Annotated in this window: 26 protein-coding genes and 1 tRNA gene; 17 read left to right on the top strand and 10 right to left on the bottom strand. The window is 34.1% G+C overall.

Annotation, left to right across the window (positions count from 1 at the left end):
* Positions 1-19: 19 nt before the first annotated feature.
* A complete protein-coding gene (locus RN605_RS00450) occupies positions 20-853 on the top strand; it encodes a GIN domain-containing protein (RefSeq protein ID WP_313321437.1) in 834 nt (277 codons plus the stop codon).
* A gap of 52 nt (positions 854-905) precedes the next feature.
* Here RN605_RS00450 and trxB read toward each other — a convergent pair whose 3' ends face one another.
* Both trxB and RN605_RS00440 read right to left on the bottom strand, forming a co-directional pair.
* Positions 906-1,853 (bottom strand): thioredoxin-disulfide reductase, encoded by a 948-nt coding sequence (gene trxB / locus RN605_RS00445; RefSeq protein WP_313321436.1) that lies wholly within the window; start codon positions 1,851-1,853, stop codon positions 906-908.
* Between the two features lie 172 nt (positions 1,854-2,025).
* Positions 2,026-2,100 (bottom strand) — tRNA-Pro (locus tag RN605_RS00440).
* Positions 2,101-2,254: 154 nt separating this feature from the next.
* On the opposite strand from RN605_RS00440, the gene udk reads away from it, so the two are divergent.
* The 7 genes from udk (at position 2,255) to RN605_RS00405 (ending at position 8,882) form a co-directional block, all read left to right on the top strand.
* Positions 2,255-2,863 carry a uridine kinase gene (gene udk, locus RN605_RS00435; protein ID WP_313321435.1) on the top strand — a complete coding sequence of 203 codons (609 nt, stop codon included), beginning with the start codon at positions 2,255-2,257 and terminating at the stop codon, positions 2,861-2,863.
* A gap of 39 nt (positions 2,864-2,902) precedes the next feature.
* Entirely contained in the window at positions 2,903-3,238 is a 336-nt protein-coding gene (locus tag RN605_RS00430; protein ID WP_313321434.1) for an FtsB family cell division protein, read from the top strand.
* Between the two features lie 9 nt (positions 3,239-3,247).
* Complete coding sequence (locus tag RN605_RS00425) at positions 3,248-4,606, top strand: methylmalonyl-CoA mutase subunit beta (protein WP_313321433.1); 1,359 nt, start codon at positions 3,248-3,250, stop codon at positions 4,604-4,606.
* A 15-nt stretch (positions 4,607-4,621) separates the two neighbouring features.
* Positions 4,622-5,167, top strand: a complete 546-nt coding sequence (locus tag RN605_RS00420; protein ID WP_313321432.1) for a hypothetical protein — start codon at positions 4,622-4,624, stop codon at positions 5,165-5,167.
* Between the two features lie 3 nt (positions 5,168-5,170).
* Positions 5,171-7,324 carry a methylmalonyl-CoA mutase gene (gene scpA, locus RN605_RS00415; protein WP_313321431.1) on the top strand — a complete coding sequence of 718 codons (2,154 nt, stop codon included), beginning with the start codon at positions 5,171-5,173 and terminating at the stop codon, positions 7,322-7,324.
* A gap of 83 nt (positions 7,325-7,407) precedes the next feature.
* A complete protein-coding gene (locus tag RN605_RS00410) occupies positions 7,408-7,989 on the top strand; it encodes a transposase (protein WP_313321430.1) in 582 nt (193 codons plus the stop codon).
* 218 nt (positions 7,990-8,207) lie between these two features.
* Entirely contained in the window at positions 8,208-8,882 is a 675-nt protein-coding gene (locus tag RN605_RS00405) for a hypothetical protein (RefSeq protein ID WP_313321429.1), read from the top strand.
* Between the two features lie 267 nt (positions 8,883-9,149).
* Here the strand turns inward: RN605_RS00405 and RN605_RS00400 are convergent, their stop codons facing one another.
* Positions 9,150-9,326, bottom strand: coding sequence for a hypothetical protein (locus RN605_RS00400; protein WP_313321428.1), 177 nt, complete (start codon positions 9,324-9,326; stop codon positions 9,150-9,152).
* Between the two features lie 113 nt (positions 9,327-9,439).
* Here RN605_RS00400 and RN605_RS00395 point away from each other — a divergent pair, with 113 nt between their 5' ends.
* Positions 9,440-10,078, top strand: a complete 639-nt coding sequence (locus RN605_RS00395) for a hypothetical protein (RefSeq protein WP_313321426.1) — start codon at positions 9,440-9,442, stop codon at positions 10,076-10,078.
* A 63-nt stretch (positions 10,079-10,141) separates the two neighbouring features.
* Here the strand turns inward: RN605_RS00395 and RN605_RS00390 are convergent, their stop codons facing one another.
* Positions 10,142-10,714, bottom strand: coding sequence for a hypothetical protein (locus tag RN605_RS00390; protein ID WP_313321425.1), 573 nt, complete (start codon positions 10,712-10,714; stop codon positions 10,142-10,144).
* 187 nt (positions 10,715-10,901) lie between these two features.
* Here RN605_RS00390 and RN605_RS00385 point away from each other — a divergent pair, with 187 nt between their 5' ends.
* On the top strand, positions 10,902-11,417 hold the full coding sequence (locus tag RN605_RS00385; protein WP_313321424.1) for a YybH family protein: 516 nt from the start codon (positions 10,902-10,904) through the stop codon (positions 11,415-11,417).
* A 66-nt stretch (positions 11,418-11,483) separates the two neighbouring features.
* Here the strand turns inward: RN605_RS00385 and RN605_RS00380 are convergent, their stop codons facing one another.
* On the bottom strand, positions 11,484-12,146 hold the full coding sequence (locus RN605_RS00380; RefSeq protein WP_313321423.1) for a DUF4294 domain-containing protein: 663 nt from the start codon (positions 12,144-12,146) through the stop codon (positions 11,484-11,486).
* Between the two features lie 79 nt (positions 12,147-12,225).
* On the opposite strand from RN605_RS00380, the gene RN605_RS00375 reads away from it, so the two are divergent.
* Entirely contained in the window at positions 12,226-13,314 is a 1,089-nt protein-coding gene (locus tag RN605_RS00375) for a M42 family metallopeptidase (protein ID WP_313321422.1), read from the top strand.
* A 66-nt stretch (positions 13,315-13,380) separates the two neighbouring features.
* Here the strand turns inward: RN605_RS00375 and RN605_RS00370 are convergent, their stop codons facing one another.
* The 5 genes from RN605_RS00370 to RN605_RS00350 form a co-directional block, all read right to left on the bottom strand.
* Positions 13,381-13,842, bottom strand: a complete 462-nt coding sequence (locus RN605_RS00370; protein WP_313321421.1) for a hypothetical protein — start codon at positions 13,840-13,842, stop codon at positions 13,381-13,383.
* Between the two features lie 247 nt (positions 13,843-14,089).
* Complete coding sequence (locus RN605_RS00365; protein ID WP_313321420.1) at positions 14,090-14,464, bottom strand: ankyrin repeat domain-containing protein; 375 nt, start codon at positions 14,462-14,464, stop codon at positions 14,090-14,092.
* A 167-nt stretch (positions 14,465-14,631) separates the two neighbouring features.
* Positions 14,632-15,579 carry a phosphoribosylaminoimidazolesuccinocarboxamide synthase gene (locus RN605_RS00360; protein WP_313321419.1) on the bottom strand — a complete coding sequence of 316 codons (948 nt, stop codon included), beginning with the start codon at positions 15,577-15,579 and terminating at the stop codon, positions 14,632-14,634.
* A 122-nt stretch (positions 15,580-15,701) separates the two neighbouring features.
* Complete coding sequence (locus tag RN605_RS00355; RefSeq protein WP_313321418.1) at positions 15,702-16,214, bottom strand: hypothetical protein; 513 nt, start codon at positions 16,212-16,214, stop codon at positions 15,702-15,704.
* Positions 16,215-16,396: 182 nt separating this feature from the next.
* The gene (locus RN605_RS00350) at positions 16,397-17,347 is read right to left on the bottom strand and encodes a PhoH family protein (RefSeq protein ID WP_313321417.1); all 951 of its coding nucleotides are present in this window, start codon (positions 17,345-17,347) and stop codon (positions 16,397-16,399) included.
* A 123-nt stretch (positions 17,348-17,470) separates the two neighbouring features.
* On the opposite strand from RN605_RS00350, the gene RN605_RS00345 reads away from it, so the two are divergent.
* The 6 genes from RN605_RS00345 to mnmE all read left to right on the top strand — a co-directional run bounded on the left by RN605_RS00345 (position 17,471) and on the right by mnmE (position 23,792).
* Complete coding sequence (locus tag RN605_RS00345) at positions 17,471-18,298, top strand: SAM hydrolase/SAM-dependent halogenase family protein (protein WP_313321416.1); 828 nt, start codon at positions 17,471-17,473, stop codon at positions 18,296-18,298.
* Between the two features lie 4 nt (positions 18,299-18,302).
* Positions 18,303-18,599, top strand: coding sequence for a putative quinol monooxygenase (locus RN605_RS00340; protein WP_313321415.1), 297 nt, complete (start codon positions 18,303-18,305; stop codon positions 18,597-18,599).
* A 119-nt stretch (positions 18,600-18,718) separates the two neighbouring features.
* The gene (gene gldF, locus RN605_RS00335) at positions 18,719-19,444 is read left to right on the top strand and encodes a gliding motility-associated ABC transporter permease subunit GldF (protein ID WP_313321414.1); all 726 of its coding nucleotides are present in this window, start codon (positions 18,719-18,721) and stop codon (positions 19,442-19,444) included.
* On the top strand, positions 19,444-21,123 hold the full coding sequence (gene gldG / locus RN605_RS00330) for a gliding motility-associated ABC transporter substrate-binding protein GldG (protein WP_313321413.1): 1,680 nt from the start codon (positions 19,444-19,446) through the stop codon (positions 21,121-21,123). The genes gldF and gldG overlap by 1 nt, the downstream gene beginning before the upstream one ends.
* Before the next feature lie 62 nt (positions 21,124-21,185).
* Positions 21,186-22,304, top strand: coding sequence for a DNA polymerase III subunit beta (gene dnaN, locus RN605_RS00325; protein ID WP_313321412.1), 1,119 nt, complete (start codon positions 21,186-21,188; stop codon positions 22,302-22,304).
* 87 nt (positions 22,305-22,391) lie between these two features.
* The gene (gene mnmE / locus RN605_RS00320) at positions 22,392-23,792 is read left to right on the top strand and encodes a tRNA uridine-5-carboxymethylaminomethyl(34) synthesis GTPase MnmE (RefSeq protein ID WP_313321411.1); all 1,401 of its coding nucleotides are present in this window, start codon (positions 22,392-22,394) and stop codon (positions 23,790-23,792) included.
* Positions 23,793-23,853 lie beyond the last annotated feature (61 nt).

Here is a 23,853-nt window from a genome sequence, read left to right as displayed (position 1 = left end):
AAACCAATAATAACCTACCATGAAAAATAATTTACTATTTCTACTCATTTTAACCTCATCTTTTTGTTTTGCCCAAAAGAAAGAAAAGGTAAAAGGTTCCCGAATTGTAAAAATGGAACAGAAACAAGTAGAAAGTTTCCAATCAGTTGAAGTTGAAGACAACCTTGAAGTATTTCTTGTAAAGGGAAACGAATGTGGACTAGAAATCGAAGCCGACGACAATCTTCACGAATTTATAGACTATAAAGTATCGGGAAACAACCTAAGAATTTCAACCACGCGAGACATCAACAGCTTTAAAAAACTCAGTGTTCGTGTTACTTACACTTCTTCTTTAAATTTAGTAATCACAAAACACGAAACAAATGTAACGGTATTATCAGACATTGATTTGGCTGTCGTTACATTCAAGAGTTATGATTTTTCAAAATTATTTATAAATTCCAAAGCCAAAGATTTTACATTGATGGCCAATGATAAATCTAAAGCAGAGCTTAATTTAAAAGGCGAAAAAGTCACTATTGATGTAAGCAAAAGTGCATCAATAAAGGCGCTAATCGCTTCAACAGATTTTGGCATAGACATGTATCAAAAAGGTGAAGCCAAAATTGAAGGCGATGTTATTAACTTCAAACTTAGAGCCGATAATAATTCAAATTTTGATGGCTCAAAGTTAACCTCTGTTAATGCTGAAGTTTTTGCTGAAAGTTATTCTAATTCATCAATCAATGTTAAAACAACTGTTGTCATTGATGCCGCTGGAAAATCTGAAATACAACTCTACGGTGAACCAAAAATAGAAATCAAGCGTTTTACCGATAGCGCTCGATTAGAAAAGAAACCAACCAAATAAAAAAAATCCTGAAGTAATTCAGGATTTTTTTATTTCAATTAATGTGTCTGATTTATTCCATTGAAGCTAAATAACGCTCTGCATCCAAAGCTGCCATACAACCCGTTCCTGCAGCGGTTACCGCTTGTCTGTAAACATGATCAGCAGCATCACCACCAACAAATACTCCAGCAACATTAGTTTTTGAAGTACCAGGAATATTTATAATATAACCCGTTTCATCTAACTCAAGATAGTCTTTAAAAATATCGGTGTTTGGTTTATGACCAATAGCCACAAAAAATCCAGTAGCAGGAATTTCAATTACTTCATTAGTAGTTTTATTTAAAGCTTTTACTCCAGTAACTACTTGTCCGTCACCAAGAACTTCTACCGTATCATGATGCATCAATATTTCAATATTTTCGGTTTTTCTAACACGTTCTTCCATGATTTTAGAAGCTCTGAACTTATCGCTTCTAACCAACATGGTTACTTTTTTACATAATTTTGACAAATAATGCGCTTCTTCACAAGCCGAATCTCCTGCTCCAACAATTACCACTTCCTGATTTCTATAAAAGAATCCATCACAAACCGCACAGGCAGAAACTCCTCCACCCATTTGTAAATAATGTTGTTCTGATGGCAACCCTAAATACTTAGCCGAAGCACCTGTAGAAATAATTACAGTTTCAGCGTGAATTTCTTTAGTATCATTAACCCATACTTTGTGAACTTTTCCCGAAAAATCAACTTTAGTAACCCAACCATCACGAACATCCGTTCCAAATCGTTGCGCCTGAGCTTGCAATTGAACCATCATTTCTGGTCCAGTAACTCCATCCACATAACCAGGGAAATTTTCAACCTCATTAGTAGTGGTCAATTGTCCTCCTGGCTGAGAACCTTGATATAAAACTGGGTACATATTGGCTCTAGAAGCATAAATAGCGGCAGTATAACCTGCAGGACCTGAACCTATAATTAAGCACTTTACTTTTTCTATTGTATCTGACATTTTGTAATTTGATTTTAAAAAAAGCAAATGTATGTTTTTATAAAAACATTTCATTGCTTTGAACAACACAAATATTTATAGAATTATAAACAATCGTTATTGAAATGTTTGGTCTAAAAATAAAAAAACCTTGTCAGTACTATAACTTACAAGGTTTGATAAATATTTTTTGTCGGGGTGGCAGGATTCGAACCTGCGACCTCCTGCTCCCAAAGCAGGCGCGATAACCGGGCTACGCTACACCCCGAAAAACGAGAGTGCAAATATAGAACTATTAATTAGTTTTCAAAAGTTTTTTAAATAATTTAGAAATAAAAATTAGCCACAATATTTATAAAAAAAGAAAAATGCTCTCGATATAATTTCTATTTTTGTTGCCATACAAAATAACACAACTTTTTATGCTGATTATAGGAATAGCAGGTGGAACTGGAAGTGGAAAAACAACCGTAGTTCACCAAATCATGAATGAATTACCCGAAACCGAAGTAGGTGTCATTTCTCAGGATTCATACTATAAAGAGAACAACAACCTTAGTTTTGAGGAACGTGCGCTAATTAATTTTGACCATCCAAGAGCTATTGATTTCGAATTATTGGTGAAACATCTGAAAGAGTTAAAAGAAGGAAACACCATCGAACAACCCGTTTATTCGTTTATCACACACAACAGAACCGAAGATACTATCATCACACATCCTAGAAAAGTAATGATTGTTGAAGGTATTCTAATCCTTGCCAATCCTGAGCTTAGAGACATATTTGACGTAAAAATATTTGTGCATGCCGACTCTGATGAGCGTTTGATTCGTCGACTAAAAAGAGACATCGCTGAGCGTGGTCGTGATATGGAAGAAGTCCTAAACCGTTACCAAACCACACTAAAACCAATGCACCAGCAGTTCATTGAACCTACCAAAGGTTTTGCGGATATTATTATTCCTAACGATAAATACAACACTGTTGCTATTGATGTAGTTCGTGCGGTAATTAATCAAAGAATTACGTAACTTTACACCTATTCCTTTTTAATGAGTTACTTTAAAAACATGACCGACAAATACCCTATTCTCAAGATTTTGAGCAATAGATATGTAATTGTTTCCGTGTTTTTTGCCGTTTGGATGCTATTTCTTGACAACACTTCTTATTTAGACCATAGGGTTTTAAACAAAGAACTCGAAGAATTGGAAAACAACAAAAAATACTATCAGGACGAGATTCGCAAAGACGAAGAAGACATCAAACGTCTCAGAAACCCTGACCAGATTGAAAAGTACGCTCGCGAAAAGTACTATATGAAACGCGACAGCGAGGACATCTATATCATCGAATACGAAGGCGATACCATCCACGAAGAACAATCAAGAACCAAATCATTATAATACAAACCGATGGAAAAAAATTTATTCGATTCCTTTGAAAAAGTTGGTTCCAAGCAGTGGAAACAGAAAATTCAATACGAACTGAAAGGCGCCGATTATAACGACACTTTAGTTTGGGAAAGTTTAGAAGGCATCAAAGTAAAACCTTTTTACCACTATGATGAATTTGAAATCAAAGTTCCATCTGCCACTCCTGCTACTCCATTTTCAATACTGCAAAACATCTTTGTACATGACGTTGCCAAATCCAACAAGCGCGCTTTAGAAACCTTAAACCGCGGTGCCGAAAGCATCCGTTTTACTATTGAAAACGAATCCGTTTCGGTAGAGGAATTAATGCAGAACCTTCCAAAAGATAACACCACCTATTTTTTTTATTTGCCGTTCCTTTCAATCGATTTCGCTAAAACTATAAACGATTTCAGCGCTAAAAACGGTTATAAAAGCATAGTGTTAATTGACCCAATTCATCAACTGGGAAAAGACGGAAACTGGTTCGAAAACCTTGATAAAGATTTCGAAAAACTGAACCAAACAGCCAAGCTTGGCAAAAGCATCATTTCTGTTAACAGCAGCTTATACCAAAACGCAGGTGCTAACATGGTGCAACAACTGGCTTACACCTTGGCACACGTTAACGAATACTTCAATCGGGTTGAAAACATCAGTCAGCAAATAACTATTGAAGTTTCAGTAGGCAGCAATTACTTCTTTGAAATCGCTAAACTACGTGCCTTACGTATTCTATTCAACACTTTAGCCAAAGAATACAACCACAAGTTAGATTGTATCATTGTGGCTACACCAACCAAACGCAACAAAACCTTATACGATTATAACGTCAACATGCTTCGGACAACTACCGAATGCATGAGTGCCATTTTGGGTGGTGCCGATTATATTGCCAACCTACCTTACGATGCCTTGTACCACAAAGACAACGAGTTTGGCGACCGAATTGCGCGTAATCAGTTGTTGGTACTCAAACACGAAAGCTATTTCGACTTGGTCAATAATGCCGCCGATGGCAGCTATTACATCGAAGAAATCACCAACCAGCTAGCCGAAAAAGCTTTGCTGTTATTCAAAGACATCGAGGCAAACGGCGGTTTGATTACGCAACTTATCGAAGGAACCATACAAAGAAAAATCAGCGAAAGTGCTGCCAAAGAACAAGAATGGTTCGACAGCGGAAAAGAAGTATTGCTTGGAACCAACAAGTATCCAAACAAAAACGATAAAATGAAACACGACTTGGAGTTATACCCATTTGTAAAACAAAACCCTCGCAAAACGTTAATAGTTCCAATCATCGAAAAACGTTTAGCCGAGAAACTCGAACAAGAACGATTAGCTCAGGAAGAATAATTAAACTGTTTAGGTATGGCATCAAAAATTATAAAAATAACGGCAACAAGCAATGAAATCATTTTACCAATCGATGATGTTTTTGTTGGTAAATATATAAAAATCACAATTACAGATAAGGTTGCTCCACCAAGAGTTCCCAGACCAAAGATTGTAAAACCGAAAGTGGACAAAACGGACGAAATGTTTAGAAATCTAAAAGAAGATTCATTTTTTATCATCGATTTATCACGAAAACCTGATGAAAGTGTAATTGACGATGTTCCTGCTTGGAGTAATCTTTTCAAAAACCCTAAACCTGTAATTAAGGACGAAAAGTCCAAAGAAGACTTTTCAGATAAAGTAACCATCTCCAAAAAGATTATTATAGACAAGTTTGATTATGAAGAGGAAAGTGATTCAATAACCGATAGAGATAAAGAACTCCTGAATTCATTTACGTTTGAAGAAGATATAACTGATGTAAACACAAACATCATCGAAGACGAACCTAACTGGAACTCCAACAAACCATTGGATAAAGATTTAGACATTTTGGGTCATTCTGAAAAAAGCGAATAAGCAATGAGAAAAAACATCCAACATATAAAACTCGACAATTCCAACTTGAAACCTGACTCGAGCGAAAGCGAACAGGCGGAGCAAACTTGGAACTTGAAACAAAATTTCCTAACAGCCGAAGGCATCGAAGTAAAACCAACCTATACCGAAGCCGACATCGAAAACCTCGAACACATAGGCTTCGGAGCAGGTTTTGCACCCAATCTTCGCGGACCATATACTACCATGTTTGTGCGTCGTCCTTGGACGATTCGTCAGTATGCTGGTTTCTCCACTGCCGAAGAAAGCAATGCCTTCTACCGTCGCAACCTTGCCGCAGGTCAAAAAGGTCTATCCGTAGCCTTCGATTTGGCTACACACCGTGGGTATGATTCCGACCACGACCGCGTAGTTGGCGATGTAGGTAAAGCCGGTGTGGCGATTGATTCTGTTGAGGACATGAAAATTCTTTTCAACCAGATCCCGCTCGATGAAATGTCGGTTTCCATGACTATGAACGGTGCCGTGTTGCCCATCATGGCGTTTTATATTGTAGCCGCCGAAGAACAAGGCGTTGCACCTCACCTGCTTTCAGGAACCATCCAAAACGATATTCTGAAAGAGTTCATGGTGCGCAACACCTACATCTATCCGCCTACGCCATCCATGAAAATCATTGCCGATATTTTTGAATACAGCAGCAAAAACATGCCCAAGTTCAACTCCATTTCCATTTCGGGCTACCACATGCAGGAAGCCGGTGCTACTGCCGATATCGAATTGGCATACACCTTAGCCGATGGCTTGGAATACATCAGAACCGGATTAGCCGCTGGCATGAATATCGACGACTTTGCGCCTCGCCTTTCATTCTTCTGGGCTATCGGGATGAACCATTTTATGGAAATCGCCAAGATGCGAGCCGGTCGTATGCTTTGGGCAAAACTATTGCAACAGTTCAACCCAAAAGACGAAAAATCACTCGCACTCCGTACCCATTGTCAAACCAGTGGTTGGAGTTTAACCGAGCAAGACCCATTCAATAACGTAGCACGAACCACCATCGAAGCCGCAGCAGCAGCCTTTGGCGGAACACAATCCTTGCACACCAATGCCTTAGACGAAGCCATTGCCTTGCCTACCGATTTCTCGGCGCGCATTGCTCGTAACACACAAATCTATTTACAGGAAGAAACCAAAATCTGCAAAACTGTCGACCCATGGGCAGGCAGTTACTATGTAGAAAGCCTCACGGCTGAAATAGCCGAAAAAGCATGGGCATTGATTGAAGAAGTCGAAGAACTTGGCGGAATGACCAAAGCCATCGAAGCCGGAATTCCAAAACTACGCATTGAGGAAGCCGCAGCACGCAAGCAAGCCCGTATCGATAGCGGACAAGACATCATCGTTGGGGTGAACAAATACCGCCTCGAAAAAGAAGACCCGCTTCACATCCTTGAAGTCGATAACCAAACCGTGCGCAAACAGCAAATCGAACGTTTGAACCATATAAAAGCCACGCGCGACAACGCCAAAGTAAAAGCCAGTTTAGAAAAATTAACCGACTGTGCTAAAAACCAAAACGATAACTTACTATCTTTGGCAGTAGAAGCTGCCCGCAATCGAGCTACCTTGGGTGAAATCAGTGATGCACTCGAAAGCGTTTACGGCAGATACAAAGCACAAATCAGAAGTTTCAGCGGCGTGTATAGCAAAGAGATTAAAAACGACAAAAGCTTTGAAAAAGCAAAACAACTGGCCGATGCCTTCGCCAAGAAAGAAGGTCGTCGTCCACGCATCATGATTGCCAAAATGGGACAAGACGGTCACGACCGTGGTGCCAAGGTAGTCGCTACCGGCTATGCCGATGTAGGTTTTGATGTCGATATAGGACCACTATTCCAAACACCTGCCGAAGCCGCTAAACAAGCCGTAGAAAACGATGTACACATCCTTGGCGTTTCCTCGCTCGCAGCTGGACACAAAACGTTGGTGCCTCAGGTAATCGAAGAATTGCAAAAGTACGGTCGCGATGACATTATGGTCATTGTTGGTGGGGTTATCCCTGCGCAGGACTACCAATTCCTGTTCGATGCCGGAGCCGTTGCCGTCTTTGGTCCTGGAACCAAGATTAGCGACGCCGCTATCAGTATTTTGGAAGTATTACTGCAAGACTAAGTTAACATATCAAACCTGACAGGTTTTTAAAACCTGTCAGGTTTAAACGCTTACAAATTGATATAAACAAATAAAAACTAAATATGTCAACTATCCAACCTCTTGAAAATGGTAAATACTATCATATTTATAATAGAGGAATAAATAGCGACATTCTTTTTAAAGAAAATAATAACTTCGAATATTTTCTTAAACTTTACGATATACATATCGATCCCATTGCTGAAACTCTAGCATGGTGTTTAATGAAAAACCATTTTCATTTTTTAGTTAGAATTAAAGAAGTTGACGAAAATACTTTCGAAAAAAAGATACCTCCATCACAATCATTCTCTAACTTATTCAATGCCTATACAAAAGCATTTAATAAAAGTTTTAATAGACACGGAGCACTTTTTGAAAGACCTTTCAAAAGAAAAGAAATTAATACTGAAAATTATCTGCAAAACATAATTGCATACATACACAATAACCCTGTTCATCATAACATTACCGAACATCCATTACAATATCCTTGGAGTTCTTATACAACATGCCTTTCTAATAAACCAACAAAACTAAAACGAGAAGAAGTTATAAAGATTTTTAGCGACCTCGATAATTTTAAACACATACATCAACTAAAAAGTAATGACCTCTCTATTGAAACATTTTTAGGAATATAGCATAACTTCAAACCTGACAGGTTTAATTGCAAACAAACTTTAAACTATCAAACCTGACAGGTTTCTAAAACCTGTCAGGTTTAGCACCATAACCCCAACTTTTATATAAAAAAAAGTGCCTCAAAAGGGCACTTTTTCATTTTTATTGAAATTAGGGGGATTTCCCCCTTTTATAATTGATTGAAATACTTTTACTTTGATATACTTATTATAAAAATATGAAATCAATTTACACCTGCCTGTTTCTGTTCGCTTGCTTCACTTTGTTAGCACAAAAACAATATACATTCGATTACATGGTTGAATACAAAAACTTTGAAGGCAATGACAATAAAAAACAAACTAAAATACCATATTCAATCTATTTGACCAATTCAAAAAACAACAGCTATTTGGCTGAGTTAACCGAAAAAGACAGTCTGACCTATTGGGTAGATTTTCTAGACCATAATTCAACCACCGCTCGGGTAACCATTAACAAATCTGATTTCAAAAAAACTGAATTTATTCACATCAAATGCGAGGATGTAAAAAAATATTCCAATCCCTATAAATACCAAGTAAACAATTATCATTTCACAACACCAAAAGACACTATTATTAATAATGCTATTTTCAAGACGTATAGCATTACTGCCAATGACTTAAAAAGACAACAAAAGAAAAAAACAGGTACCTATTTATATATTGTAGATAAAGAAACCGATTTCCATTTACCCATCTTTCAACAAGCAACCACGTTTGAAGAATACAAAGTAGAAAGAGGCGTGCCCAACGGGATATTTACTAAAATAGTATTTATTGATTATCTGAATAAAATTAAATACCATCAAGAACGGGTAAACTACCTACCCATCGATAAAAAAATTGTTATTCCCGCAGATTGTAATTAAATTGCTCCAAGAATAATTTACTAAAAACACTGCATGAAAAAAATATACCCCCGCTACGCAAAGTCTCCTGACTTTGTGCTACCACCATCAAAAAACAAATGTTAAAAATTTTCATCCTATAAAATTTTTTACTACTTTAGTAGTTCCTATTTAAGGAAATACATAAGTAAAACTTGAGCGGAAGCCGATGGGCTTCCGTTTTTTTATGCCTTATAACAAACACTTTTCACCTCTATTTATCACTTTAGCAACAAAACAGCCATTTCTTTAAAAAAATGCTAACAAAAAACGACAAACTACACCTCTCATTAATAAAATTACATAAAACCCGCGAAGCATAGCCATTGAAGAGCAAAGCATAGCCATTGAAGAGCGAAGCATTCGTGTTTCGGTGCGAAGCATTCGTGTTTCGGTGCAAAGCATTCGTGTTTCGGTGCGAAGCATTCATGTTTCTTTAATAAGTATTTAATAACCTGCTTTTTTTTTAAATAAACCTGTAACAATCAACACCCAATAGCTACTAAAGGGTATTATCAATCATAAATAATTCAAAAAACATGAAAAAAACAATTATTCTATTTGCCCTATTGATTACCTCAATCACAACCTTTGCACAAACAAACACCGACGAAAAAGACAGCCGCTTTGAATTTGTAGCCACACCAAAAATTGGTATCGCTAAAATCAATTATTCAGGAGCACCTACCCTAAACGGAAACGTAAATGGTGGCGACATCTTAATAGCTTATAAATTGGGAAAATCAAGAAAATGGGATGTTGCAACAGGTATTAGTTTAACTGAGTTTAATGCAAACTCTATAGTTAACGGAACTGCTGCAAGTTTAAAAAACAGCTATATTCGAATACCTGTTCAATTTACTGCCGAATATTCTATTTTTAAAGATGCTTCTTCAGCAAACTCAAAGGTAGCTTTTATCATTGGTCTTGGAGCGTATGCCAATCATTTATATAATCAAGAAATAGAGACTTTTAACGGCGATAGTGAAGAAAACAACCTAGGTTGGAATTTTGGATTATCAAGTCAATTAGGTATTAAATTGCATCTAACTGATATATTTAATGTTACTGTAGGTTTAGATGGTATGAGTGATTTAACTAGAATGAAAAAAGATGGTTTGGAGCAAAAAATGGAGAATGCCAATATGTTTTTCTTGCGAATGGGCTTCAAATTGTAAAAAATACCAAATACAAAAAAGCGCTACTTCTGGTAGCGCTTTTTTTATGTAAACCGTCAGCCATTAATAATGCGCATTCAAAAACAAATCAATCGCTCGGATGCCTTCGAGAAAGTCAATCGTTTTTACTTCTTCAAAAAAATCAATCTCCGTTTCATGCGGCAAGAAATCCGAAATAATCCGAACAATAAAATCCTGAGGATTCTTCAGATACATAAACGTATAATCTTCCATGTTCACTACGGTCTTTTCAGCCAAGTCGGTAGTTCTAACAAATTTATCGGAAGTCAGCGAGCTTAAATTGGGCACGTTAGCCAACTGTTCTTGTTTAGTAATTGGTGCTCCGTTTTCAAACAAACCACCTTCGTAGCCATAAAGCGTAGCTTTGGTAATTTCAATAGGTTTTCCAAGTTGCAAATCTGCAGGCAGTTGCGTGGCTTTGCCTACAATAGCAGCAAACCCCATCAGTATGCAAACATCGTGTTGTGGCAACTGCATCATAGCTTTGGCTGTGCTTTCCCTTCCAATACCCGAAACAATTACTTCATAAGTGTGTTTGGTAGGTGCAATACGTTCCAATGCCAACAGCACTTTTTCCTGTTCGATGCGCATTGGGGTTAAAATGACAATCTTCAAAATAGTAATTTTTTGCTAAAATACTATTTAAAACGAGAACTGAAACCAACACTTAATCTCCTTAAAAACATTTTATCAACATTACATTTTATCAACATTATAACTGATATTCAATTATTTATTTTTAAATTTAACATCCCAAGTCTTGTTGGAAACCTATGATTTTTTAACTAAAACCTAATCATTTATGAAAAACAAGATTACAAAAGGCATCGCATTAACCCTATTCGCTATTTTAATGATGGCATGCCAACCAAAAAAAGAAGAAGCAGCTCCAGAAACAGCAGCTGTTGACACCGAAAAAATCAAAGCCGAAATTCAAGCCATGGAAGATGCTTTTGCAGTAGGATTGAATACAGGAACTACCGACGACATTGTTTACTACGCTGAAGATGCTGTAAGCTACGGACAAAATGAACCACCATTAGTTGGTAAAGCAGCTATTCACGATAAACTTAGAAAAGAAGCTGGCGATGGAAATGCTAAAAAAATGAAAGTTGCATTTGTTACCAATGAAGTCCACGCTTCTTCTGATGGCGAACAACTGGTTGAACTGGGAAGCTACAAAGCTGCCGATTCAACTGGTACCGTGTTACACAGTGGAAACTACATGGCATTGTTTAAAAAAGTAGATGGCAAATACGTTTGCACAAGAGACATGGGCGCTTCTGACCAACCTAAAAAAGAAGAAAGTAAAGAATAAACATTAAGCAATAAACTAAAAAAGCACTTCAATTGAAGTGCTTTTTTTATACGAGTATAGCAGAAACTATTTCTTTCCTTTTTCCCAATGCTCCATCAAAGCATCCATATCGATATCAAAAGCAGGTTTCTGTTCTACTAACCTACCCATTGAAAAAGCCCTATCAAGAATTACTTCTATCAAAAAATCTTCATTTACCTGAAAAGGCTGGTATTGTGTTTTCAAATTAATATTAAATACTCTCGCAGTATTCTGCGACCAAAATGCTTTCCAACCGCTTTTATAGTCCTTTATCAAATCAAAAGTAGTAAAACCTGTTTGCCGATGAATCAGTTTCACCAATATTTGGCCTTGTTTTCGGGATAACTTCTTTAGTTGGGAAGTAAATTCATTCTCCATATAGTTTTCTACCAACTTAAAGTATTTTTTCTTTTCCTTATTCGTTTTCAGTTTCTCTAAATTCTTATTCAAAAAAGTCAAACGCTCTGAAGCTACTTTAGCATACGGATAAACGCGATAAACTCTGTTTTGAAGCAGCTGAAAATCCTTTTTATCAATATATTCAAAGTTCCCGCGGTTGATAAAAACTTCTTCCAACTGAATCGTGTCAGTGAAAGCAGTATCAACCTCAACCTCTTGGATTTCAGTTTTAACTGGTTCCTTCGTTATTTGCCCAAAAGAAAGAGCTGTTATAAAAAAACCAAACAATGCAAATACAAAGTTTTTCATGCTTAACATTTTAATGTAAAATTAAAAATATTAGTTACAATTCTAGTGCCAAATTTATATTTTAGCAAAAAATAAAGAAATGGCATCAAAATCATTATTATCAAAAGCTTCATTAGCTTTTCTAGAAGAATATTTAAACAATGCTTCACCAACAGGATATGAATCAAATGGTCAAAAAATTTGGATGAAGTATTTAAAACCTTATGTAGATACTTTCATCACCGATACTTATGGAACAGCCGTTGGAGTAATCAACCCAGAAGCTGAATTTAAAGTAGTTATCGAAGGTCACAGCGACGAAATATCTTGGTATGTAAATTACATCACCGACGATGGTTTAATCTACGTAATCAGAAATGGTGGTTCCGACCATCAAATTGCGCCTTCAAAAAGAGTAAACATTCACACCAAAAACGGAATTGTAAAAGGAGTATTTGGTTGGCCAGCTATTCATACCAGAAACAGAGATAAAGAACAAAATGCTTCGTTACACAACATCTTTATCGATTGTGGATGTTCTACTAAAGACGAGGTAGAAAAATTAGGCGTTCATGTGGGTTGTGTCATCACCTATCCAGATGAATTTATGGTATTAAACAAAGACAAGTTTGTTTGTCGTGCTATCGATAACCGCATGGGCGGATTCATGATTGCAGAAGTAGCAAGATTATTAAAAGAAAACAAAAAGAAATTACCTTTCGGTTTATACATTGTCAATGCAGTTCAGGAAGAAATTGGTCTTCGTGGTGCCGAAATGATTACCCAAACCATCAAACCAAACGTTGCCATTGTAACCGATGTTTGTCATGACACAACAACACCAATGATTGACAAAAAAATTGAAGGTGATTTAAAAATGGGTAAAGGTCCAGTTATTGCTTATGCACCGGCAACCCAAAATGTTTTAAGAGAATTAATTGTATCAACTGCTGAAGAAAAGAAAATTCCTTTCCAACGTCATGCAACTTCTCGAGTAACAGGAACCGATACAGATGCTTTTGCATATAGTAATGGTGGTGTTGCTTCTGCATTAATTTCGTTGCCATTACGCTACATGCATACAACAGTAGAAATGGTTCACAAAGAAGATGTAGAAAATGTCATTAAACTGATTTATGAAAGTTTATTAAAAATAGAAAACAATCATAATTTCTCCTACTTTAAATAAATTCAAAAAGCATCCCGTAAACAGGATGCTTTTTTTAACTAAAACCAAATTTTACAACGATAAAATTTAAAGTTTAATGTTCTCTTGTTTTAAAGAACATTTGTTTTGAAATTCAACAAAACAATTTGTACTATTGTTTATTGCTTCAAAATCTAATGGTTGATTGAAATCCAAATTAACTGCTTCAGTTATTTGAACATCTTCTTGAATGATTTGATTGATGGTTTTTACCGTTAATCCAAATACGGTTGGATCTGTTTCAATTTTACTATCTATAATTTGATTGTCTTCTCTAATTACGTCTTCAATAGTTTTTTGAGCTACAGGAATAACTGTAGATGGATTGAAGATATAATCAGCATCCGAAGTATTTTCGAAACCTTTGAAATTTTGATTTAAAGAATCAGTTGCTAATAACTGCTCTTTTTCTAACTGATAATTGAAACTTGTTTGTTTTGCATTTGCTGCTTGACTTACATTTAGGAACCCTAAAGAAATCATTCCGATTAAAATGATTGATGTTTTCATGATGATTGATTTTTGATGATTGATGATTTATTTCTTGCACAAAGATATATAAAAAGGTATTTTGTTTTACATAGTACTAAAATTTTAACTAAATTTTAACAACTTTTATTTTTTCTACACAATGTCAAAGAATTTATTTATATACTAGTTAGACGATTAATGATTTGATTTGTAACACTTAAAAAGAAAAAAAACATCTCTTTATAAAAAAGCCACGCTTTAACGTGGCTTTTTGAATTTTAAAAAATTATTTTTTCAAATAATCAACAACTTCTTGAGCGTTGGATAACTCGGCGTGCTTTAAAGCAGTGTTTCCTCTATTATCTTTTGCTTGTTTATCAGCTCCTTTTTGAATTAAAAATTTAAGAATTTCAACTTTGTTATAACGAGCAGCAAACATTAATGGTGTTAATCCATTATCAGATGCTTCGTTTACATCGCTTCCATATTCAACAAATTTTTTAACGGCATCCATATCACCTTTCATAACGGCGATACATAATGGAGTACTTTCATAATTTACAATTTCTTTTGAAGTTGAAATTGTTGATACATTGTTTGCATTTGCAACGTTAGCAAAAGTCACTAACGCTAACCCTAAGGTAATGATTGTTTTTTTCATGATGATTTAATTTAATTGATGATTAAACGTAAGACTACTGAGTTTACAAAATGTTACAACAAATAAAAATTATAACATATTTTTAACAAATCAACTTATTATCAGTAATTTAAAGCCATAAAAAAACCACGCATTCAGCGTGGCTTTGTATATTATAAGTGATATAATTAACTATTCAAATAACTCATAACATTCATTCTGATTCGCTCTTGAATATTTTCGATATTGGCTTTTTCAAATTCTTCTCCTAGTATATTTTCATATAATTCAATATAACGCTCAGATACCGATTCAATATATTCATCTGTCATTTCAGGAATTTGTTGTCCATCTTTTCCTTGAAAACCATTTGCTATAAGCCATTGTCTAACAAACTCTTTTGATAATTGTTTTTGAGGTTCATTATTATCTTGTCTGAATTGGTATCCATCAGCATAAAAATACCTTGATGAATCTGGAGTATGAATTTCATCTATTAAAACAATCTTTCCATCTCTAGTTTTTCCAAATTCATATTTTGTATCTACTAATATTAAACCTCTACTGGCTGCAATTTCGGCTCCGCGCTGATACAAAGCTCTGGTATACTGTTCTAAAACTAAATAGTCTTCTTTTGAAACAATTCCTTTTTCTAAAATAGCTTCTCTTGATATATCTTCATCATGCGATCCATTATCGGCTTTAGTAGTTGGAGTAATAATTGGTTCAGGAAATTTATCGTTTTCTTTCAATCCTTCAGGCATTTCCACTCCACAAAGCATTTTTTTACCAGCGCTATATTCTCTAGCCGCATGGCCAGATAAATAACCTCTAATTACCATTTCTACTTTAAAAGGTTGACACAAATGACCAATGGCAACATTCGGATCTGGTGTAGCTATCAACCAATTTGGAACAATATCTTCAGTCAATTGCATAAAACGTGTTGCAATTTGATTTAAAATTTGTCCTTTGTATGGAATTCCTTTTGGCAAAACTACATCAAAAGCAGACAATCTATCGGTAGCAATCATCACCAAAATTTCATCATTGATGTTATAAACTTCTCTTACTTTGCCTCGATAAACTGATTTTTGATTAGGAAAATTAAAATCTGTAGTTGTAATTGTGTTCATTTTATATAGTTGTGTTGTGTGAAGTTGTTTGGCAAAAATACTTTGTTTACAATTGTTAAACAACATCAAAATAAAAAAAGGAGAAATATTAATTTCTCCTTTTTAAAATTACTAAACCAAAATTACTTAAATCTTATATTATAAGTAACTCCAACTCCAACCGATTGTATATTAGTGTCGTTTTGTGAAAATGTATTTTGGAAAAATCCATAAATATTCCAATCTCTATTATGATATCCAATTTGTGGGTTTAAATACAAACCGCCTTCATTGTTGTCAACATTTGTTAAAAAACCATAACCTAAATCAGTACCGATAAATATTCCACTTTTAGTAAAATAATAACGAGCAAAAGCTGCAACTGGAATCACTCCAAAATCTTCAAAATCACTTTTAGCAAAATAATGTGTATAACCAGAAGCCAATCCAATAGCGAAATTTGGATTAAAAAGATATTGTCCGCGCAAATCTAATCCTAAATTAAACGATGATACATCGCCAGCATCGCCAACTGGTATACCTGCAGTCAAACCAGCTTTTAACCAAGAGTTTTTTGGGGTAATATCAATTTCAGTCTCTTGTGCAAACAACATATTCATCCCTAACAGTCCGATAAATAAAAATAACTTTCTCATAATTTTCAAATTTTGAATTATATAAGCAAATATCCGAATAACTCTGTGGTATAATTTACAAGATTCTTATGAATGTTTACAGAATTAAAATAACAAGTTATTTATTACATTGACAATCAAATAAAAAACAAAAAAACCAATCAGTTTCCTGATTGGTCTAAATTATTTTACTTTAAAAAGTACTAATCATGATTTTCAATACTCTTGTAGGCATCAATCACTTTTTTCACTAATCGGTGACGAACAATATCTTTATCATCTAAATATAAAATTCCAATTCCATCAACATCTTTCAAAACTAATATAGCTTCTTTTAAACCAGATATTGTTCTTCGCGGTAAATCTACTTGTCCTGGATCACCAGTGATTACAAACTTGGCGTTCTTACCCATACGGGTTAAAAACATTTTCATTTGATTATGAGTTGTATTTTGGGCTTCATCAAGAATTACAAATGCATTGTCTAAAGTTCGTCCACGCATGAATGCCAAAGGTGCAATTTGGATAATACCTTTTAGAATATAATCTTCCAATGTTTGTGGTGGAATCATATCGCGCAAAGCATCATACAAAGGTTGCATATATGGATCTAGCTTTTCTTTCATATCACCAGGAAGAAACCCAAGATTTTCTCCAGCTTCTACAGCAGGACGAGTCAAGATAATTCGTTTTACTTGTTTTTCCTTTAAAGCTTTTACAGCCAAAGCAACACCAGTATACGTTTTACCTGTTCCTGCTGGTCCAATTGCAAAAACCATATCGTTTTTTTCAACAAACTCCACAAGCTTTTGCTGGTTAGGTGACAAAGCTTTTATTAGCTTACCTCCTATTCCGTGAACCAAAATTTTATCGCTGTCAGGCATTCTTTGTTCTTCTTGAGAATTACTTTGAATCACTCGGTCAATAACATTGGTGTCAATATTATTATAACGTGTAAAATGCAGCATAAGCCTATTGAATCGGTTTTCAAACTCATCGAGTTCTTCCTTTTCACCAAAGGCTTTCAAAGTTGTTCCGCGAGCTACAATCTTTAGTTTTGGATAATATTTTTTAATAGTTTCAAGATGGGTATCTTGTGCACCCCAAAATTCTTTTGGAGCGATGTCGTGTAATTCAATGATGCGTTCGTTCAAATGCGTAAGTATTAAATTAATTTTTTCGCTAAAAATAAATTAGCTTTGCATTCAAATTTAATCAAATTTGAGGTTAGGTTTTTCTATTTTTGGAACCAATTTCAATGAAGTTATAAACAATCAATGTCAATAATTACTTTAACAACAGATTACGGACTAAAAGACTATTTTGTTGGTGCTTTAAAAGGAAAAATTCTTACTGAGTTTCCTGAAGCGCAAATTGTAGACATTTCACATGGAATTGATCCATTTAATATTGCTGAGACAAGTTATATTATTGGTGCTGCATATTCAAGTTTTCCAAAAGGAACTGTTCATTTAATTGGTGTTGATGTTGAAATTAACAAAGAAACGCCTCAACACATAGCAATGCAATGGAATGATCACTATTTTATTTGTGCTGACAACGGCATTCTAAGCATACTGACCCAGAAAATTGTTCCTCAAAAAATAGTAGCAATCAATATTCATGATAGATTACCTACAGACGCTTCTGAACTCGACGTTTTTAAAACTGTTGCCGTACATTTAGCAAAAGGTGGTTTATTGAACGTTATTGGTAAAGAAATTAAATCTTTAAAAGAAATTACCGATTTAAAACCTGTTGTTACTGAAAATCAAATCAAAGGTTTTGTTACCTATATTGACAATTATGGAAACGTTGTAACAAATATCACAAAAAAATTGTTTTTAGAACATAGTAAAGGAAGAGCTTATGAAGTTCGTTTTAAAAACAAATCTCAAAAAACAATATTAGCAAAGTATAGTGAAATTGCACAAGTTTTAAAAAGAACTATAAAAGATTGCGAAGGAGAAAAACTTGTGATTTTTAATGATGCTGATTATTTGGAAATTGCAATCTATAAAAGTAATCCCGAAAAAATTGGTTCTGCTGCAAGTTTGCTAGGATTAAATTATCGCGATGTTGTAACTATTGATTTTTTTAATTAAAATTATGTTTATTAGAATAGTAAAAATGAGTTTTCATGAGGAAAATATTCCAAAATTCATAGAAAACTTCAATTTAATGAAAGAAAAGATACGAAATGCCGAAGGAAATCGTTATCTAGAATTATATCAGGATAAAAACAATCCTTGTATATTTTTTACTTATAGCTTTTGGGAAACTGAACAAGATTTGGAAAACTACAGACAATCAGCTCTTTTTGATGATGTTTGGACATTTACCAAAAAACTATTCAACGACAAACCCGAAGCTTGGAGTGTAGATAAATTAGTAAGTTTAACCTAGTTTAAAGTTGTTTAAAATAGTTTAATTATTGTTTAAGGAGTTTTATAAGAATATCTGTTTGTTCACATGTCGAACAACTTTAAACTTTAAACCCTTAAACTCTTAAACAAAATATAGAAATGAAATCAATCGCATTACGAGAAATAAAATCCTTTTTCGGTTCGCCAATAGGTTATTTAGTAATTGCCATTTTTTTGCTGCTCAACGGATTATTCCTTTGGGTTTTTGATGGCGAATACAATATATTACAAAGTGGTTTTGCTGATTTAACACCATTTTTCACCTTGGCACCATGGATATTAATCTTTTTAATTCCTGCGGTAACTATGCGCAGTTTTTCGGATGAAATCAAACAAGGAACTATTGAATTGTTATTAACTAAACCTTTGTCGGTTTGGCAAATTGTTAATGGAAAATTTTTGGGTGCGTTTTTATTAATCATCATCGCTATCATTCCAACACTTATATATGTAAATGTAATTTCTGATTTAAGCATAGAAAATCAAGGCATCGATTTAGGTAGTATTCTTGGTTCTTATTTTGGACTTCTTTTTTTAGTTGCGGCTTATACTTCCATCGGGATTTTCACCTCAACGCTTTCCGAAAATCAAATCGTTTCTTTCATTCTTTCAGTATTTATCTGTTTTGTTTTTTATTATGGATTTGAAGGAATTGCTAATCAAGTAAAAGGATTTGAAGATGTAATTGCTCAAATAGGAATGGATTATCATTATAAAAGTATGGCTCGTGGCGTTATCGATACTCGCGATGTTATTTACTTTTTGAGTATATCATTTTTATTTTTATCAATGACCGTTTATAAATTAAAAGCGCTGAAATCATAATGAAAAAGACAACTAATTTCAAAAAAATAGCGGTTCTTCTATTACTTGTAATAGGAGTAAATTTAGTTAGTCATTTCTTTTTCAAACGATTTGATTTAACTGCCGATAAACGTTATACGCTTTCTGAAACTTCGTTAAAAATAGTAGATGAAATTACACAACCATTATATGTTGATGTGTTTTTAGAAGGAAATTTTCCTGGTGAATTCAAAAAATTACAAACAGAAACGCAACAGTTATTAGAAGAATTCAAAGCACAAAATCCAAATATTATATTTCAGTTCGTCAATCCATTGGAAGATGAAGATATTGATAAAGAAGTAGTATTTCAATCTTTTATAGAACGTGGATTAATGCCTGTGAATGTTACCGTCAACGATAAAGGTCAACAAACACAAGAAGTAGTTTTCCCTTGGGCAATTGCAACTTGTGGTGACAAAAGTGTGAAAGTTCCATTACTGAAAAACATGATTGGCGCTTCAACTGCCGAAAAAGTGGTAAGTTCTGTTCAGCATTTAGAATATGCTTTTGCCAATGCATTCAATACAGTCTCTAAAGAAAAACAAAAGAAAGTTGCCATTCTGAATGGTAATGGTGAATTAGAAGACCGATATATTGCTGACTTTGTTCGCTCGGTTCGCGATAATTATTACATCGGACCATTTACCTTAGATTCAGTGGCAAAACAACCGACTGAAACTTTAAAATATTTGAAGAAATATGATTTAGTGGTTATTGCTAAACCTACTGAAGTTTTCACCGATGCCGAAAAGCAAGTTTTAGATCAATACGTTATCAATGGTGGAAAAACTATTTGGCTAATGGATCAAGTAAATATCGAAATGGATAGCTTGATGGAAACTGGCGATAATCTTGCCTTTCCTAGAGATTTAAATTTGAACGATATGTTTTTTAAATATGGCGTTAGAATGCAACCTGATTTGATTTATGATATTCAAAACACTCCAATTGTATTAGCAACAGGCGAAAAAGGAAGTGCAACGCAATATTCTCAATTTCCTTGGTTTTTTTCACCGATGGTTTATCCAACGATAAAAAATCCGATTGTGAGTAACTTAGATGGATTAAAATTTGAATTTACAAGTCCAATTGAGGTTCTGAAAAATGACATTAAAAAAACTGTTTTATTAACTTCTTCTCAATATTCCAAACTGGTTGGAACTCCTTCAGAAGTGAATGTAAACATGATTGAAGATAGACCTGAACAAAAAGAATTTGAAGGAAAAGGAAATTATCCAGTGGCAGTTTTATTAGAAGGAAAGTTCCATTCTGCATTCGAAAACAGAGTTTTAGCATTCAAAGATTCCACTTTTAAAAATTCTGGAAATGACAATAAAATGATTGTGATTTCGGATGGTGATGTAATCAAAAATCAATTGGACAAAAATGGTCAACCGTTAGAATTAGGTTTTGATAAATGGACTAATAATTTATACGCCAACAAAGAATTTATGCTTAATTGCGTAAACTATCTTTTAGACGACAACGGACTTATCAACATTAGAAGCAAAGAAGTTAATTTACCAATGCTTGACACAAAAAAAGTTTATGATGAATATACTTTTTCACAAGTCATAACCGTTGGTTTGCCGCTAGTTGTATTATTGATTTTTGGAGTATTATTTACCGTTTTAAGAAAGAAAAAGTACAGTAAGTAATGTTAATAAAAAACTTTTCAAAATCTATTCGTTTAAGATATATTTGTAAAAATTAAAGTTATATGAAATTTATAGTATCGAGTTCATACTTATTAAAACAACTTCAGGTTCTAGGAAGTGTTATCAATAGTAGTAATACTTTACCAATTCTTGATAATTTTCTATTTGAATTAGACCATAAAACCCTAACCGTTTCTGCTTCAGATTTAGAAACAACTATGTCTGCTACTTTGGAAATCGATTCTACTAGCGAAGGTAGTGTTGCTGTTCCGGCGAAACTTTTATTAGATATTTTAAAAACTTTTCCTGAACAACCTTTAACCTTTACGGTTGAAGAAAATAGCACTATTGAAATTAGTTCTAACTCTGGAAAATATGCTATTGCTTATGCACCAGGAAGTGAATTTCCTAAATCGCAGGTAATTGAAGAACCTTCATCAACACTTGTTCCTGCTGATGTTCTTGCTACTGCAATAAGCAAAACTATATTTGCTGCTGGAAACGATGATTTACGTCCGGTTATGAGTGGTGTGTTTTTTCAATTTTCTCCTGAAGGTTTGATATTCGTGGCAACTGATGCACATAAATTAGTAAAATATGCTCGTACCGATGTAAAAGCTTCTCAAGTTGCTGATTTTATAATGCCAAAAAAACCATTGAATATTTTAAAAAGTATTCTTGGTGCAACGGATTCGGAAGTTAAAATTGATTACAACGATTCAAACGCTACCTTTTCATTTGATAACTACGTGTTGACTTGTAGATTAATTGATGGAAAATATCCAAACTACGAAGCGGTTATTCCAAAAGAAAATCCTAATAAATTAATGATTAACAGAACTTTGTTTTTAAATTCTGTTCGCCGTGTGGCAATCTTTTCTAACAAAACTACACATCAAATTCGTTTAAAAATTGCTGGTGCAGAGCTGAACATTTCAGCTGAAGATATTGATTATTCAAACAAAGCTGAAGAACGTTTGACTTGTGACTACCAAGGCGATGATATTCAAATTGGGTTCAACTCACGTTTTCTATCTGAAATGTTGACTAACTTAACTTCAGATGAAATTCAATTAGAAATGTCAATGCCAAATCGTGCCGGAATTTTAACTCCAATCGATGGTTTAGACGAAGGCGAAACCGTTACTATGCTTGTAATGCCAGTAATGTTGAATAACTAATTATTCATAAACACAAATTAAAACCACTACATTATTTAGTGGTTTTTTTTATTTCTAATGTTTTACCTTTGTCAAAAATTTTAAAAAATGATTAACCACGAAACTATTGTAGCATTAGCAACACCTTCAGGCGCTGGAGCAATAGCAATAATTAGACTATCTGGAAATGATGCTATTAGCATTGCTGAAAGTGTTTTTCAATCAGTTTCTGGTAAAAAATTAAGCAAACAAAAAACACATACTATTCACCTTGGACACATAGTAGAAGAAGGAAAAGTTTACGACCAAGTTTTAGTTTCCAATTTTAAAAATCCAAATTCATATACTGGCGAAGATGTAGTTGAAATTTCATGTCACGGTTCAACTTATATTCAACAGCAAATCATACAATTATTACTTCGCAAAGGCGCAAAAATGGCACAAGCTGGTGAGTTCACGCTTCGTGCTTTTTTGAATGGAAAATTAGATTTATCACAAGCCGAAGCAGTTGCCGATTTGATTTCTTCTGATAACGAAGCTTCTCATCAAATTGCTATGCAACAAATGCGTGGCGGTTTTAGTAACGAAATAGCAAAACTTAGAGAAGAACTATTAAATTTTGCATCACTAATAGAACTCGAATTAGATTTTGCAGAAGAAGATGTAGAATTTGCAGACCGTTCTCAATTTAAAGAATTATTAAACCGAATCGAATTTGTTCTGAAAAGATTAATCGATTCTTTTGCTGTTGGAAACGTAATTAAAAATGGAATTCCAGTAGCCATTGTTGGTGAACCAAATGTTGGAAAATCTACGCTTTTAAATGCACTTTTAAACGAAGAACGCGCCATTGTTTCCGATATTGCTGGTACAACTCGTGATACTATAGAAGATGAATTGGTCATCGATGGAATTGGCTTCCGATTCATCGATACAGCTGGAATCAGAGAAACTAAAGACGTTGTTGAAAGCATTGGTATTAAAAAAACTTTCGAAAAAATAGAACAAGCACAGGTTGTAATATATCTGTTTGATGGTTCAAAATTCAAATCATCAAGTTCTCAATTTGTTATAGAATTAGAACAGATTAAAAACAAATATCCCCAAAAACCTTTAGTCATTCTGATTAATAAAAAAGACGTTTTAAGTGAAGAAGAAATTTCAAATATCAACTTAAAACTTGAAAACTTACATTTAAAACAAATATTAATTTCTGCCAAAAACAAAGAAGGTATCGATGAATTAAAAAACACTCTACTTTCTTTTGTAAATACGGGTGCATTGCGCAATAACGAAACGATTGTAACCAATACGCGTCATTACGATTCGCTATTAAAAGCTTTAGAAGAAATCCAAAAAGTAAAATTCGGAATGGAAACCAATCTTTCTTCCGATTTAATGGCAATCGATATCAAACAAGCCTTATACTACTTCGGAGAAATTACTGGAGAAGTTACAAACGATGAATTACTTGGCAATATTTTCGCGAATTTCTGTATCGGGAAGTAAATTTATTAAAAAAAATCTTTTTAACTTCCAACAATATTTTTTACTAAATTTGGTATACAAA

The sequence above is a fragment of the Flavobacterium sp. PMTSA4 genome (assembly GCF_032098525.1).
Classification (GTDB): Bacteria; Bacteroidota; Bacteroidia; order Flavobacteriales; family Flavobacteriaceae; genus Flavobacterium; species Flavobacterium capsici.
The sequence above is the reverse complement of the archived record's forward strand: the minus strand, read 5'-3'. Positions and strand labels throughout refer to the sequence as shown.